The following is a 13,780-nucleotide window of genomic DNA, read 5'->3' as shown; positions in this document are numbered from 1 at the left end:
TGGTCTGGCCAGACAAGAAACTGGGAGCCGATGGGCACTGTGATGTTGAACCCGGATCGGCAGCAGCAGACCGAGAAAAGAGCGGCATAGTTAGACGGCGACGCGACAACAACCTTGAAAAACGCCGGAGCGCCTGAAAGCCAATGGTCCAACTTCTCGGCTTGTGGATTTGGAGTCACACCAAAAACTCGCTGAATAGCTTTGTGAATTCATGGCACGGAGTCGAACTCCGTGCCCGCGAAATAGGCAGCCGCCAATGGCGACTCTCAATATTTCTCAAACTGCCCAACAAAAAAGGCCTACCTTGCGGTAAGCCTTTTCCATTCACTACATAATCCTCAATCCCCCAACGCTTCCCCCTCACGCCGTGGGTCCGCGCCACCTTCCAACGTCGCTTTCCCCTGCGCATCCTTGACCCGTACGATGGCTTGGGTGCCGCTGGTCATGTCGATTTCACTCACCGCGTGACCTTTGTCCTTCAACGCCTGAATCAGCGCCGGGCTGAACTGGCCTTGTTCCAGTTCGGTCGGGCCGTTGCGGCTGCCGAAGTTGGGCAGGCTGATGGCGCTTTGCGGGTCGAGGTTCCAGTCGAGCAGGCCGACGGTGGTTTTGGCGACGTATTCGATGATCTGCGAGCCGCCCGGTGAGCCGACGCCGGCGAGGAATTCGCCGCTGTTGCGATCGAAGATCAGCGTGGGGGCCATCGATGAGCGTGGGCGTTTGCCGGGTTCGACGCGGTTGGCGACTTTCTGCCCGTTCTCTTCGGGGATGAACGAGAAGTCGGTCAATTGATTGTTCAGCAAAAAGCCCTGAACCATCAGGTGCGAGCCGAATGCCGCTTCGATGGTGGTGGTCATCGACACGGCGCCGCCGAGGTCATCCACCGCCACCACTTGCGAGGTGGAAATGCGCAGCGGCGAGCGGTCCGGCGCGTAGGCGACCTGCACACCCGGCGGGGTGCCCGGTTTGGCGCTGCCCATGCTGCGTTCACCGATCAGGCTGGCGCGGCTGGCGAGATAGCCCGGGTCGACCAGGCCTTTGACCGGCACCGACACGAAGTCGGTGTCGGCGACGTATTGCGCGCGGTCGGCGTAGGCCAGTCGCTCAGCTTCGGCGATCAGGTGCACCGCTTGTGGATCGGGTTCGATGCCGGCCGGTTTGTCAGTCTTCAGCGGTTTGAGTGGTGCCAGTGCCCAGCGCGGATCGCGGGTTTCCAGGGCCTGCAAGGTGCCGAGAATCTGCGCCACGGCAATGCCGCCCGACGACGGTGGCGGCATGCCGCAGACCTGCCAGCGTTTGTAGTCGGTGCACAGCGGCGCACGTTCCTTGGCCTGATAACGCTGCAGATCATTCAGCGACAGACTGCCGGGGTTGGCGTGCCCCTGGACCTTGGCGACGATGTCCTCGGCAATCGGGCCTTTGTACAGCGCATCGGCGCCTTCGCTGGCAATGCGTTTGAGCACCGCGGCCAGTGCCGGGTTTTGCAGGCGTGTGCCAATGGCTTTGACGCTGCCATCGGCATTGAGGAAATACTTGGCCATGTCCGGCGACTGGCGAATCACCGGATCTGACACGAGAAGTGAATGCAGGCGAGGAGAGATGGCGAAGCCCTGCTCGGCAAGTTTGATCGCCGGCTCGAACAGCTTCGCCCACGGCAGGCGACCGTGCTGTTTATGTGCCAACTCCAGTGCGCGCAACACGCCCGGTGTGCCGACCGACCGGCCGCCAATCTGCGCCTGTGGGAACGGCATCGGTTTACCGTCCGCTTGCAGGAACAGCTTCTCGGTGGCACCGGCCGGAGCGGTTTCGCGACCGTCATAGGTCTGCACTTTTTTGCCATCCCACAACACGATCATCGCGCCGCCACCAATCCCGGAGGATTGCGGTTCAACCAACGTCAGCACCGCTTGCATCGCAATCGCCGCATCAATCGCCGAACCGCCCTGGCGCAGCATCTCGCGACCGGCCTCAGCGGCCAGTGGATTCGCAGCGGCGGCCATGTGTTTGCTGGCGTGACGGGGTTGCAGATCGGTGCGGTAACCGGAGGCGGCTTCCGGTGCCAAAGGCAGGGTCGAGGCGGGCGGGGCGTTGCACGCGGTGAGGGTCAGGGCGCTGATGATCAGCGTCAGGGCTGGCAGGCGAAAGCGGCTCAAGGGCAAGGCTGAAAACACGCGGGCTCTCCGTCCATGGGGTAAAAGTCTGTGGGACTTTATCGACCGACCGTGAAGGACGCAAACCATCGGTCTGTTTCTCCTTCATGCCTGGGCCAGTTTTCTGTCGGATCAAGGGTAAGCGTGAGGCCTGAGCATCCTGCACAACGAGCGCCCGATATGGCTCAGATACTTCTACGCTGATAGGGACATGTGATCGCACCGAAGGTGCTCATATCCAGTCGTTCCTGTATAGCCAGAGAGGTGCGCGTGATGATCAACGAACAGATGGCACCTGAGACAAAAGGTGTGGCGGTGACATTACTTGCAACCGTTGACCTCGGCCCTGAGATTGAAGGCATGGCAGGGCGTCAACTTCGAATGCGGATGGTGACCATTGAGCCTGGAGGGGTCTTCGGGCCGGTTCATAGCCATAAAGACCGACCCGGTACTGTTTACATATTGCAAGGAACGATCACTGATCATCGGCATGGCGTCGCCACGGACTATGGACCCGGAGTGGGGTGGCCCGAGGACAGAAACACTACGCACTGGCTTGAGAACAGAGGCCCTGTTGCGGCAGTGGAGATCTCGGTCGATATCGTCAGGCAAGATTAATATCAAACGCTTTGGCCAGGTGCGTAACTCAAGGTGTTTTGATGACTCCTGCGCCTCTCCCTGTGCCAGACGCGCTCGCCACAGCGCCGGCACTTTTCTCGAGGCATAAAAAAACGGCCTACCTTTCGGTAAGCCGTTTTTAGTACTTGGTGGCTACACAGGGACTTGAACCCCGGACCCCAGCATTATGAATGCTATGCTCTAACCAACTGAGCTATGTAGCCAAGTGGCGCGCATTATTCCCCTGAAATGGAAAAGCGTCAAGCGTAAATTTAAAATATTTCTTCTTATTTTCAACCGCTTATCCTCCGGCCCGGAAAATCCGGGCCGGGCAGGGCGTCAACGCAGTTGGAATCTTGCGGTATTGGCGCTCAAGGCATGGCTGCCTTGACTCAAAGTGTCCGCCGCGAGATTCACTGCCCGCGCGCCTTCAAGCAAACGCACGGCGGCCTGATCGACCTGCTGGATATTGCCGCTGACCTCATCGGCGGTGCTCGCTTGCTCTTCAACTGCCGTGGCGATCTGCGCGAGGGTGTCTGTGACACTCTGCACGGCGCTGGCAATTTCCCCCAGTCGTTCGCCGAGGCCAGTGACCGCTTCGGCATCCGATTGCGCCTGGCCGCAGGCGGCTTCCATCAGGCTCACCGCTTCGTTGACCGTGGCGCGCAGGCTGTCGACGGTGCCGGCGATCTGCGCGGTCGACGATTGAGTGCGTTGCGACAGGCTGCGCACTTCGTCGGCGACCACGGCAAAACCGCGACCCTGTTCGCCGGCGCGTGCCGCTTCAATCGCGGCGTTGAGTGCCAACAGGTTGGTCTGTTCGGCAACACCGCGAATGGTGTCGACCACCAGTTGGATCTGCTGCCCTTGTTCGCTGACACGGCCCAATGCCGCAGCGGTTTCGTTGAGGCGTTGATTGAGCTGTTGAATGCTCGCCGTGGTGCGCTGGCTGTCGCGGCTGCTGTCAGCGGCGATGCGCCGGGTGTGCTGGGCGCTGCCGGAAGCCTGTTCGCAACTCTGCGCCACGCCTTGGGAGGTGGCGGCCAGTTGTGTGGCGGCAGCGGCGATCTGGCTGATCTGCAATTGCTGCGCTTCGACTTCGCCAAGCGCGCCACTGGAGTGATCGTTGAGGCTGCGCACCGCGTTGCTCAGTTGCGAGGTCTCGTGATCGACGCCGAGCATGCTGGTGCGCAATTGCACCACGGCGACGTTGAGGGCGGTGCTGATCGCCGCCAGTTCATCACGGCCCACCACCGGCACTTGCAGGCTCAGATTGCCGTCGCGCAGGGCTTCGGCCAGCACAGTGATGCCGCTGGCGCTGCGCCGGATCGAGGCTTGCAGGCAAATGAACAGGTACAGCGCGGCCAGTAGCAGGCAGCCGAAGATGGCCGCAACGATGATGAACTGGCGGATGGCCGAGCCATGGTAGTAGTCCAGTCGCTGATCCAGGGACATCAGCGATTGCTGGCGCAGTGAGGCGAGATCGCCGAGCAGGGCGTCCAGGCTACGCTCGAAGTCCTCAGGCTTAAGGTTGATGCTGCCGCCGAACATGCCGTCGTCCAGCACTTTCAGGCCGGCGTCCAGGCGTTGCAGGCTGTCTTGATACTGCGTTCCCCAGGTTTGTTGATCGCCGGGCAGGCGCGCTTTGAGAAGGTCGGCGTTTTTCACTAATTGTTCACGGGCGTCGCCAATCCGGCTGCGCAGATCGCTCAGTTGCAGGCGGCTCTGCAAGGTGAACTGTCCGGACACCACCGAAGCCTGACCGACAGCGGCGAGGCGGCCGACCCGTTCGATCAGATCCGGCGCGTCTTGCGTCGAGATTTGCGTCAGCAAGTAGGTTTCCAGCCACGGCGCGAGGGTCAGGCGGTTTTCCATGACGATCTGCTCACGCAACGCTTGCAGGGTGCTGAGTGCATGGGTGAAACGGTCGTATCCGTCCGGCCACCAACCGACGCCGCTCAGGCTTTTCGAGTCCAGACCGTCCAATGCGGTTTGCAAGGCCTGATAGCGGGCAAGGGTTTCGCCCTCGGCGCCTTGATTCTTCAACGCATCGCCCAGGTCGCTGACGGCTTGTGTGACCGCTGGCTGCACAGCGTCGAAGGCAGCCATCGCGGCGAGCGTCGCCGGCGTTGGCTGGCGGTTGGTTTCGGTTGCACGCCAGCGGGCAGCGCGGTCGCGTTGTGCCGCCAGCAGATTGTCGAGCGCATCCAGGGCGAGCAACTGCTGGACGCCGGCGCGCTCAACGCCAATCAGATTGAGTTTGTCGCGATAACCTTGGCCGATCATCAACAGGCTGCCGGCCAGCGGCAGAATGAACAGCAGAAACAACAGCTGAAATTTACGCGCGAATCCAAACCGCCCCAGCAATTTGATTCCCGGTGATAAAAAAGCCTGCATGCCCCATGACTCCTCTGGACACCACGCACCATTGGCGTGCATCGCGGTCGTGCGACCTTGATGTTGTGCCCTGCTAAAAGGCCTCGAAAGTTCACTCTCGCCGGCTCTGTAGGCTGGCTCTGTAGCGAAACTTCCCATTCTCGATCCCCTTTGTAAGGGGCCGCGTTCAGGGGAAGAAGCAAGGCAAGATTCAGACCATGGCGTTGCGCTATCAGTTTGAGGTGACGAGTAACCAGTTAGTTAGCTGCCTAAGGGGATGGCTTTGCTGCACCGAAAAATGGCACATTGACGCACCTGCCTGCGTGCATCCCTCTGCTGTACGGAAACTTTCATGGCTATCAGCAACGTTCAGCCCGCCGCTGCCTCGGCGTCCGCTCCTGCTCAAAGCAGTCCATTGGTGATGCGCATCATCGGCGCGGTGGCGCTGGCGCATTTGATCAACGACCTGATCCAGTCGGTGCTGCCGTCGATCTATCCGATGTTGAAGGCCAACTATGGCTTGAGCTTCACCCAGGTCGGCCTGATCACGCTGACCTTTCAATTGACCGCCTCGCTGTTGCAGCCGTGGGTCGGGTATCACACGGATCGTCACCCGAAACCGTGGCTGTTGCCGGCCGGCTCCATTTGCACGCTGATTGGTATCGTGATGATGTCAGTGGTCGGTAGCTTCCCGTTGATTCTGCTGGCGGCGGCGCTGATCGGGATCGGTTCTTCAACCTTTCACCCGGAAGCGTCGCGTATCGCGCGGTTGGCGTCGGGCGGACGCTTTGGTCTGGCGCAATCGACGTTCCAGGTCGGTGGTAACGCGGGGTCGGCGTTCGGCCCGTTGCTGGCGGCGGCGATCATCATTCCGTTCGGTCAGGGCAACGTGGCGTGGTTTGGTCTGTTCGCGGTGTTTGCGCTGTTCGTGCTGTACCGCATCAGTCGCTGGTACGCCCATCACCTCAACCTGTTCAAGCTCAAGGCTGGTCTGGCGGCGACTCACGGGTTGTCGAAGGGCAGGGTAACCAGTGCGCTGGTAGTTCTTGGGTTGCTGGTGTTTTCCAAGTATTTCTACATGGCCAGTTTCACCAGTTACTTCACGTTCTACCTGATCGAGAAGTTCGACCTGTCGGTGGCCAGTTCGCAGCTTCATCTGTTCCTGTTCCTTGGCGCTGTGGCAGCGGGTACGTTCTTCGGCGGGCCGATTGGCGACAAGATCGGCCGTAAGGCGGTGATCTGGTTCTCCATCCTCGGCGTGGCGCCATTCACGCTGATCCTGCCCCACGTCGACCTGTTCTGGACCAGCATTCTCAGCGTGGTCATCGGCTTTATCCTCGCCTCGGCGTTCTCGGCGATTGTGGTGTACGCACAGGAACTGGTGCCGGGTAATGTCGGGATGATCGCCGGGGTGTTCTTCGGTTTGATGTTTGGTTTTGGCGGGATTGGTGCAGCGTTGCTTGGGCATCTGGCGGATGTTCACGGGATTGAGTACGTGTATTTCCTGTGCTCGTTCCTACCGTTGTTCGGGGGGTTGGCGATCTTTTTGCCGCGTACCAAAAAGGCCTGATTCACCACCATTGCACAAGAAATAACAGTGAATTTCAGGCACAAAAAAGCCGCGTATCAAACGCGGCTTTTTCTCGGGCGTGATGCTTAAACGTTGAAGCGGAAGTGCATCACGTCGCCGTCTTTAACGATGTAGTCCTTGCCTTCCAGACGCCATTTACCGGCTTCTTTGGTACCGGCTTCGCCCTTGTACTGGATGAAGTCGTTGTAGGCGATGACTTCTGCGCGGATGAAGCCTTTCTCGAAGTCGGTGTGGATCACGCCAGCCGCCTGGGGTGCGGTGGCACCGACTTTGACGGTCCAGGCGCGGACTTCTTCGACACCGGCGGTGAAGTAGGTCTGCAGGTGCAGCATTTCGTAGCCGGCGCGGATGACGCGGTTCAGGCCCGGTTCTTCCAGGCCCAGGGCCTCAAGGAACATGTCCTTCTCTTCGCCGTCATCGAGCTCGGCGATTTCGGCTTCGATCTTGTTGCAGACCGGAACCACCATGGCGCCTTCTTCTTCGGCGATGGCCTTGACCACGTCCAGGTGCGGGTTGTTCTCGAAACCGTCTTCAGCCACGTTGGCGATGTACATGACCGGTTTGGTGGTCAGCAGGTGGAAGCCCTTGATCACCGCTTTCTCGTCGGTGCTCATGTTCTTCATCAGGCTGCGCGCAGGCTTGCCTTCGGTGAAGTGCGCAATCAGTTGCTCCAGCAGAGCCTTCTGAACGACGGCGTCCTTGTCGCCACCCTTGGCGTTACGCGCGACTTTCTGCAGTTGCTTCTCGCAGCTGTCGAGGTCGGCGAAGATCAGCTCCAGGTCGATGATTTCGATATCGCGTTTCGGGTCGACGCTGTTGGAAACGTGGATCACGTTTTCGTCTTCGAAGCAGCGCACGACGTGGGCGATCGCATCGGTTTCACGGATGTTGGCCAGGAATTTGTTGCCCAGGCCTTCACCTTTCGAGGCGCCGGCGACCAGGCCTGCGATGTCGACGAATTCCATGGTGGTCGGCAGGATGCGCTTCGGATTGACGATGGCCGCCAGGGCTTCCAGACGCGGATCCGGCATCGGCACGATGCCGCTGTTCGGCTCGATCGTGCAGAAGGGGAAGTTCTCGGCCGCGATACCGGATTTGGTCAGGGCGTTGAACAGGGTGGACTTGCCGACGTTAGGCAGGCCGACGATGCCGCAATTGAATCCCATGGTGTTTCCCCTCGGAGTAGAGTCAGGCCTTCTGGCTGTGCAGGTTTTTCATCGCGCGGTTCCATTCACCGGCGAGGATATCCGGCAGCACGCCGAGGGCAAAGTCGATGCTGGCATCGAGTTTTTCCTGTTCGGCGCGTGGCGCACGACCCAGGACGAAATTTGAAACCATACTGGCGACGCCCGGGTGGCCGATGCCAAGCCGCAGGCGGTAGAACGTATTCTGATTGCCCAGTTGCGCGATGATGTCGCGCAACCCGTTGTGACCGCCATGGCCGCCGCCCTGCTTGAGCTTGGCGACGCCCGGAGGCAGGTCGAGTTCGTCGTGTGCCACCAGGATTTCTTCAGGCTTGATGCGGAAGAAACCGGCAAGAGCCGCCACGGCCTGGCCGCTACGGTTCATGTAGGTGGTGGGAATCAGCAGACGAACATCCTGACCTTGATGCGAGTAGCGCCCGGTCAGGCCGAAATATTTGCGATCGGCGACAAGGTTCACACCTTGTGCGTCAGCGATGCGCTCAACAAAAAGGGCCCCTGCGTTATGCCGGGTCTGGTCGTATTCAGCGCCTGGATTTCCCAGGCCAACGATCAGTTTGATGGCAGTCACGATAGGGGCCCTTCCTTTGAGTGGTGGATAACATCGCCGCGATCAGGGAAAGCGGCGAAAGTGGACGAAAAATGCTCATTTACCATGGATGTAAACTCCGCGTTCTCGCCCGCTTTCTCGCTACGTTCCAGTCCGCGATGTTACTTGCTCACTCAGGCATGACAGAGTGAATTACTCTGCTGCGCCTTCTTCGGTAGCTTCTGGAGCAACACGTGGAGCGTGGACGTTGGCAACAGCCTTGTCATCGCCGTGTGCCAGAGCAACGAACTCAACGCCTTTAGGCGCTTTGAGGTCCGACAGGTGAATGATCGAACCGATTTCAGCGTTAGCCAGGTCGACTTCGATGAACTCAGGCAGATCTTTCGGCAGGCAGGTCACTTCGATTTCAGCAACAACGTGCGAAATCTCGCCGCCTTTCTTCACTGGAGCAGCTTCGTTGACGAAGTGCACAGGAACGATAGCGGTCAGTTTCTGGCCCGCTACAACGCGTACGAAGTCAGCGTGCAGCACGTGGCCTTTGGACGGGTGACGTTGCAGGGCTTTGATGATCACGTTTTGCTTGGTGCCACCAACGTTCAGCTCGATGATGTGGCTGTAAGCCGCTTCGTTTTCGAGCAGTTTGGCAACTTCTTTGGCCAGCATGCTGATGGATTCAGGGGCTTTTTCGCCACCGTAAACAACAGCAGGAACCAGAGCGGCGAGACGACGCAGGCGGCGGCTCGCACCTTTCCCCAGGTCGGAACGCACTTCAGCATTCAGAGTAAATTCGTTCATTTTGTATCTCCAAAATAGCCATGACCGAGCGGCGTTTGCGACCAGCGCCAAACACGGTATGGGCAAAAAAGCCCCGCCCCGACAGGAATGCCGGGGCGGGGCGCTTTTCGTCAACGAGACATTTCGAGAAGGGCTGGGCCCTTAGCGGAACATCGCGCTGATCGATTCTTCATTGCTGATGCGGCGAACCGCTTCGGCAACAACCGGTGCGATATCCAGTTGACGGATACGTGCACAAGCTTGTGCTGCAGCGGACAACGGGATGGTGTTAGTCACCACCAGCTCGTCCAGCACGGAATTTTCGATATTCTCGATGGCCCGACCCGACAGCACAGGGTGCGTGCAGTAGGCAAAGACCTTGGCTGCGCCATGCTCTTTCAGGGCCTTGGCCGCGTGGCACAGAGTGCCGGCGGTATCGACCATGTCATCGACCAGAATGCAGGTACGCCCTTCGACATCACCGATGATATGCATCACTTCAGAGTGATTGGCTTTCTCACGGCGTTTGTCGATGATCCCGAGATCCACGCCCAGCGACTTGGCAACGGCACGTGCACGCACGACGCCACCAATGTCCGGGGACACGATCATCAGGTTTTCGAAGCGCTGATCTTCAATGTCATCCACCAGAACCGGGGAGCCGTAGATGTTATCTACCGGAATATCGAAGAAACCCTGAATCTGGTCAGCATGCAGATCAACCGTGAGAACACGGTCGATGCCGACTACGGTAAGCATGTCAGCGACGACTTTCGCGCTGATGGCCACACGTGCGGAACGCGGACGGCGATCCTGACGGGCATAACCAAAATAAGGAATAACAGCAGTGATACGAGTAGCCGAGGAGCGGCGGAAGGCATCAGCCATCACGACCAGTTCCATCAGGTTATCGTTTGTCGGAGCGCAGGTCGGCTGAATAATGAAAACGTCTTTACCGCGAACGTTTTCATTGATCTCGGCAGTAATTTCGCCGTCGGAGAACTTACCGACAGAGATGTCACCGAGAGGGATATGCAGCTGACGTACAACACGCCGAGCCAGATCGGGGTTAGCATTCCCCGTAAAGACCATCATCTTGGACACGCGCAGTACCTAGAGGCTGAGGGTAACCTGGATGAGTATAGAAAATGGCAGGGGCGGCTGGATTCGAACCAACGCATGGCAGGATCAAAACCTGCTGCCTTACCGCTTGGCGACGCCCCTGTATCTGTTGCTTCAAGTGCCGAGCACTTGGTTCCTTTAGAGCAGATTTTGCAGCTTGCGATGCAACATCGAAACGTTGCTTCCTTTTGCTACAAACCCTGTAAGGGTCTCTGTCAGAAGGGCCGAGACTTTATCAGCTTCAGCTTTGCTTGGGAAGCCCCCAAACACACAACTTCCAGTTCCGGTGAGCTTTGCTTCGGTAAATTTACCTAACAAATCCAATGCGTTACGTACTTCTGGATAACGCCTTGCAACCACCGGCAAGCAGTCATTTCGACTGTTTCCCTCGGGAACGGGGCGCACTTTAATGGGCGGCGTGTTACGTGTCAACAAAGGATCGGAAAAAATTTCTGCCGTACTTACAGAGACTTGCGGCACGAGCACCAGATACCACGGTTCTTCGGGATCCACCGGGGTGAGTTTCTCGCCCACGCCCTCGGCAAACGCCGCATGGCCACGGACGAAAACCGGTACGTCGGCCCCCAGCGAAAGGCCCAGTGCGGCCAGGCGATCTTCATCCCAACCCAACTGCCACAAATGATTCAGGCCGAGCAAAGTCGTCGCCGCATTCGAACTGCCGCCACCAATACCGCCGCCCATGGGCAGGACTTTATCAATCCAGATATCGATACCGAGCGAGCAGCCGGACTGTTGCTGGAGCATTTTCGCTGCACGCACGATCAGGTTGCTGTCATGCGGCACTCCTGCGAATTCGGTGTGCAGTTGAATCACGCCGTCATCGCGCACGGCAAAAGTGATTTCGTCGCCGTAATCGACAAACTGAAACAGCGTCTGCAATTCGTGATAACCGTCTTCACGGCGACCGAGAATGTGCAGCATCAGATTGAGCTTGGCCGGAGAGGGCAGGGTCAGGCGTGCAGCGGTCATGGGTTATTGCCCCAACTTGCGCGGTTGCCAGGTCTTGATCACCAGCGTCACATCAAGGTCGGTGCCGTGCAGTTTGATGCGCTCGGGCAACCAGTAACCGTTCTGCTCGGTGTAAGCGATGTATTCGACTTTCCAGCCATCCTGTTCCAGGTTGGCCAGACGACTGTCGGCGTCCAGGTTCAGGCGACTTTTGCTGTTCGGAGCGGGCAGGCCACGCACCCACCAGGCCAGATTCGACACTGGCAGCTTCCAGCCGAGTTGCTCCTCAAGCAGCGCTTCCGGCGACTCGGAGTCATAGCGGCCCTGATTGGCGACTTCCAGCGAGACCTTGCCCGGACGCCCGGTCAGTCGAGCGGCGCCACGACCCAGCGGGCCGGACAGGCGAATGTCGTAATAGTCCTGACGCTGCAGCCAGAACAACGTGCCGCTACCGGAATCCTTTGGTGCGCGGATGCCGATCTTGCCGTCGATCTGCCAGCCGTCGAGGCCTGTCAGCTGTTGTTTGTTCACGGCCCATTGAGCCGGACTGCCGTGGCCCTCGACCGATTCGCGAGCGCCGAAACCCGCGCAACCAGCGAGCAGGGCGATGAAGCTGAAAACAATAACGTGGCGCAAAAACATGAGTTAAAGAGTCTCGGATCCGGTCAGGCGCTTGATGGTGCTGCGCAGAATGGTGCTGTCGGGCTGATCCTTGAGGAATTTGCCCCAGATTTGTTTGGCTTCACGCTGGTTGCCCTTGACCCACAGCACTTCACCGAGGTGAGCGGCGACTTCGTGATCAGGGAAACGCTCCAGCGCCTGACGCAGATATTTCTCGGCGTCGTCCAGATTGCCCAAGCGGAAGTTCACCCAGCCGAGGCTGTCGAGTACTGCCGGGTCTTGCGGGTTGATCTGATGCGCCTGCTCGATCAGCGTCCTGGCTTCAGCGTAGCGCGTGGTTCGGTCAGACAGGGTGTAGCCCAAAGCGTTCAGCGCCATGGCGTTGTCCGGATCGCGTTTGATGATCAGGCGCAGGTCTTTTTCCATCTGTGCCAGGTCATCGCGTTTTTCCGCGAGCATTGCCCGGGTGTAAAGCAGGTTCAGGTCGTCCGGGTATTGCTGCAAGGCTTGCTGCAAGACTTTCCAGGCCTTGTCGTCCTGTTTGTTGGCCGACAGGGTTTCTGATTCGATCAGGTACAACTGGATGGCGTAATCGGGTTGCGCGTCGCGTTCGACCGCCAGTTTGTTTTGCGCTTCGGCGGTTTTGCCGTTGTTCATCAGGATGTCGGCCTGGCGCAACTGCGCGGGCAAATAGTCGTTGCCCGGTCCTACCTGGGCGTACTCGATCAGTGCACCTTGCGGGTCGTTGCGCTCTTCAGCGATGCGCCCCAGGTTCAGGTGCGCCGAATCGACGTGGCTGTCGCGAGCGATCAGGTCTTCGAGATAGCCCTTGGCCTCGTCCCAGGCCTTGGCTTCCAGGCACACCAGCGCTAACGAATAACGCAGTTCGTCGTCTTCAGGATATTGCTGAACGAGACTGAAAAACTCGGCTTTGGCGTCGTCCACTCGGTCCTGCTCGACCAGCATGCGTGCGTAAGTCAGGCGCAGGCGTTTGTCGTCCGGGTACTTCTTGATGCTTTTTTGCAGCACCGGCAGCGCTTCGTCGCCACGGTTCAAGAGCTGCAGCAGGCGCGCGCGCAGCAGGATCGGGGCAATTTCGCCGTCTTCCGGCGGGTGGTCTTCGAGCAGGGTCAGCGCAGCTTTATTGTCGCCGTCCTGCTGCAAGAGCAGGGCCTTGCCGAAAATCAGTTGACCGTTGTTCGGGTGACGCTGCAACAAACGGTCAAAACTTTTCATCAGGCCGTCGCGGGTTTCCTGGTCGGTATCAGCCGCCGACAGCGCGAGGAAATCGAAATGGGTGTCGCCCTTGCCCAGCAGGACTTTCTCCATATAGACCATGGAGTCGTCATAGCGCCCGGCGCGTGCCAGTTGTACGGCGGCGGCGCGTTGCGCTTCGAGATCGTCCGGGGCGTTTCTTGCCCAGATCAGTGCCGTGTCGAGAGCCGGTTGGTCGGCGCCCAGATACTCGGCGATGCGAAAAGCACGCTCGGAGACGCCCGGGTCCTGGGTATTGATGGCCTGGGTCACGTAGTTATCCAGCGCAATGTCGAATCGATTGCGCTGGCCGGCGAGTTCGGCGCTCAACAGGCTGAAAATGGTTTCCTCGCTGAACGAGCTGTAAACCTTGGGCTTTTCAGGCGCGGGCGTGGTGTCTTCGACCGGTGGCGTACCGTCCGGCGAAACGGGTGCCAAGGCCTGGCAGCCGCTGAGGAAGACAAAAGCAAGGAGCAACGCGGAAGATCTATTCATATAGGAAGAGGACGACTAACCTGCGGTCGGATCATCATGACACAAGCCTTGGGCCAAA

11 protein-coding genes and 2 tRNA genes are annotated in these 13,780 nt (G+C 59.0%); 2 read left to right on the top strand and 11 right to left on the bottom strand.

Translation table 11 applies throughout. The features are described 5' to 3' along the window. Positions 1–338: 338 nt before the first annotated feature. Complete coding sequence (ggt, locus tag AACY50_RS15200) at positions 339–2,171, bottom strand: gamma-glutamyltransferase (RefSeq protein ID WP_339465332.1); 1,833 nt, start codon at positions 2,169–2,171, stop codon at positions 339–341. A 252-nt stretch (positions 2,172–2,423) separates the two neighbouring features. Here ggt and AACY50_RS15195 point away from each other — a divergent pair, with 252 nt between their 5' ends. Beyond that, on the top strand, positions 2,424–2,768 hold the full coding sequence (locus tag AACY50_RS15195) for a cupin domain-containing protein (RefSeq protein WP_339432211.1): 345 nt from the start codon (positions 2,424–2,426) through the stop codon (positions 2,766–2,768). A 147-nt stretch (positions 2,769–2,915) separates the two neighbouring features. Here AACY50_RS15195 and AACY50_RS15190 read toward each other — a convergent pair. Both AACY50_RS15190 and AACY50_RS15185 read right to left on the bottom strand, forming a co-directional pair. After that, positions 2,916–2,992, bottom strand: a tRNA-Met gene (locus tag AACY50_RS15190). 115 nt (positions 2,993–3,107) lie between these two features. Beyond that, positions 3,108–5,165: a methyl-accepting chemotaxis protein gene (locus tag AACY50_RS15185; RefSeq protein ID WP_339538794.1), complete on the bottom strand. Its 2,058-nt coding sequence runs from the start codon at positions 5,163–5,165 to the stop codon at positions 3,108–3,110. Positions 5,166–5,496: 331 nt separating this feature from the next. Here AACY50_RS15185 and AACY50_RS15180 point away from each other — a divergent pair, with 331 nt between their 5' ends. Then, a complete protein-coding gene (locus tag AACY50_RS15180) occupies positions 5,497–6,714 on the top strand; it encodes an MFS transporter (protein WP_339495727.1) in 1,218 nt (405 codons plus the stop codon). 86 nt (positions 6,715–6,800) lie between these two features. Here AACY50_RS15180 and ychF read toward each other — a convergent pair whose 3' ends face one another. The 8 genes from ychF to AACY50_RS15140 form a co-directional block, all read right to left on the bottom strand. Further along, positions 6,801–7,901: a redox-regulated ATPase YchF gene (ychF, locus tag AACY50_RS15175; protein ID WP_187678059.1), complete on the bottom strand. Its 1,101-nt coding sequence runs from the start codon at positions 7,899–7,901 to the stop codon at positions 6,801–6,803. A 22-nt stretch (positions 7,902–7,923) separates the two neighbouring features. After that, the gene (pth, locus tag AACY50_RS15170; RefSeq protein ID WP_007912902.1) at positions 7,924–8,508 is read right to left on the bottom strand and encodes an aminoacyl-tRNA hydrolase; all 585 of its coding nucleotides are present in this window, start codon (positions 8,506–8,508) and stop codon (positions 7,924–7,926) included. Positions 8,509–8,679: 171 nt separating this feature from the next. Further along, positions 8,680–9,282 (bottom strand): 50S ribosomal protein L25/general stress protein Ctc, encoded by a 603-nt coding sequence (locus AACY50_RS15165; protein WP_221731572.1) that lies wholly within the window; start codon positions 9,280–9,282, stop codon positions 8,680–8,682. A gap of 141 nt (positions 9,283–9,423) precedes the next feature. Further along, positions 9,424–10,365 carry a ribose-phosphate pyrophosphokinase gene (locus AACY50_RS15160; RefSeq protein ID WP_003171603.1) on the bottom strand — a complete coding sequence of 314 codons (942 nt, stop codon included), beginning with the start codon at positions 10,363–10,365 and terminating at the stop codon, positions 9,424–9,426. 45 nt (positions 10,366–10,410) lie between these two features. Next, a tRNA-Gln gene (locus AACY50_RS15155) sits at positions 10,411–10,485 on the bottom strand. Between the two features lie 36 nt (positions 10,486–10,521). Beyond that, positions 10,522–11,373 carry a 4-(cytidine 5'-diphospho)-2-C-methyl-D-erythritol kinase gene (gene ispE / locus AACY50_RS15150; protein WP_339538793.1) on the bottom strand — a complete coding sequence of 284 codons (852 nt, stop codon included), beginning with the start codon at positions 11,371–11,373 and terminating at the stop codon, positions 10,522–10,524. 3 nt (positions 11,374–11,376) lie between these two features. Next, positions 11,377–11,994, bottom strand: coding sequence for a lipoprotein insertase outer membrane protein LolB (lolB, locus tag AACY50_RS15145; RefSeq protein WP_339432207.1), 618 nt, complete (start codon positions 11,992–11,994; stop codon positions 11,377–11,379). Positions 11,995–11,997: 3 nt separating this feature from the next. After that, entirely contained in the window at positions 11,998–13,722 is a 1,725-nt protein-coding gene (locus tag AACY50_RS15140; protein ID WP_339538792.1) for a tetratricopeptide repeat protein, read from the bottom strand. Positions 13,723–13,780 lie beyond the last annotated feature (58 nt).

The sequence above is a fragment of the Pseudomonas sp. RA_15y_Pfl2_54 genome (assembly GCF_963971015.1).
In the GTDB taxonomy this organism is placed as follows: Bacteria; Pseudomonadota; Gammaproteobacteria; order Pseudomonadales; family Pseudomonadaceae; genus Aquipseudomonas; species Aquipseudomonas baetica_A.
This window is presented reverse-complemented; position numbering and strand designations above follow the sequence as displayed.

Bases quoted from the DNA above. Each gene is read 5' to 3' on its own strand.
- AACY50_RS15195 (WP_339432211.1), top strand. From the start codon at position 2,424: ATGATCAACGAACAGATGGCACCTGAGACAAAAGGTGTGGCGGTGACA.
- AACY50_RS15185 (WP_339538794.1), bottom strand. From the start codon at position 5,165: ATGCAGGCTTTTTTATCACCGGGAATCAAATTGCTGGGGCGGTTTGGA.
- AACY50_RS15180 (WP_339495727.1), top strand. From the start codon at position 5,497: ATGGCTATCAGCAACGTTCAGCCCGCCGCTGCCTCGGCGTCCGCTCCT.
- ychF (WP_187678059.1), bottom strand. From the start codon at position 7,901: ATGGGATTCAATTGCGGCATCGTCGGCCTGCCTAACGTCGGCAAGTCC.
- AACY50_RS15165 (WP_221731572.1), bottom strand. From the start codon at position 9,282: ATGAACGAATTTACTCTGAATGCTGAAGTGCGTTCCGACCTGGGGAAA.
- ispE (WP_339538793.1), bottom strand. From the start codon at position 11,373: ATGACCGCTGCACGCCTGACCCTGCCCTCTCCGGCCAAGCTCAATCTG.
- lolB (WP_339432207.1), bottom strand. From the start codon at position 11,994: ATGTTTTTGCGCCACGTTATTGTTTTCAGCTTCATCGCCCTGCTCGCT.
- AACY50_RS15140 (WP_339538792.1), bottom strand. From the start codon at position 13,722: ATGAATAGATCTTCCGCGTTGCTCCTTGCTTTTGTCTTCCTCAGCGGC.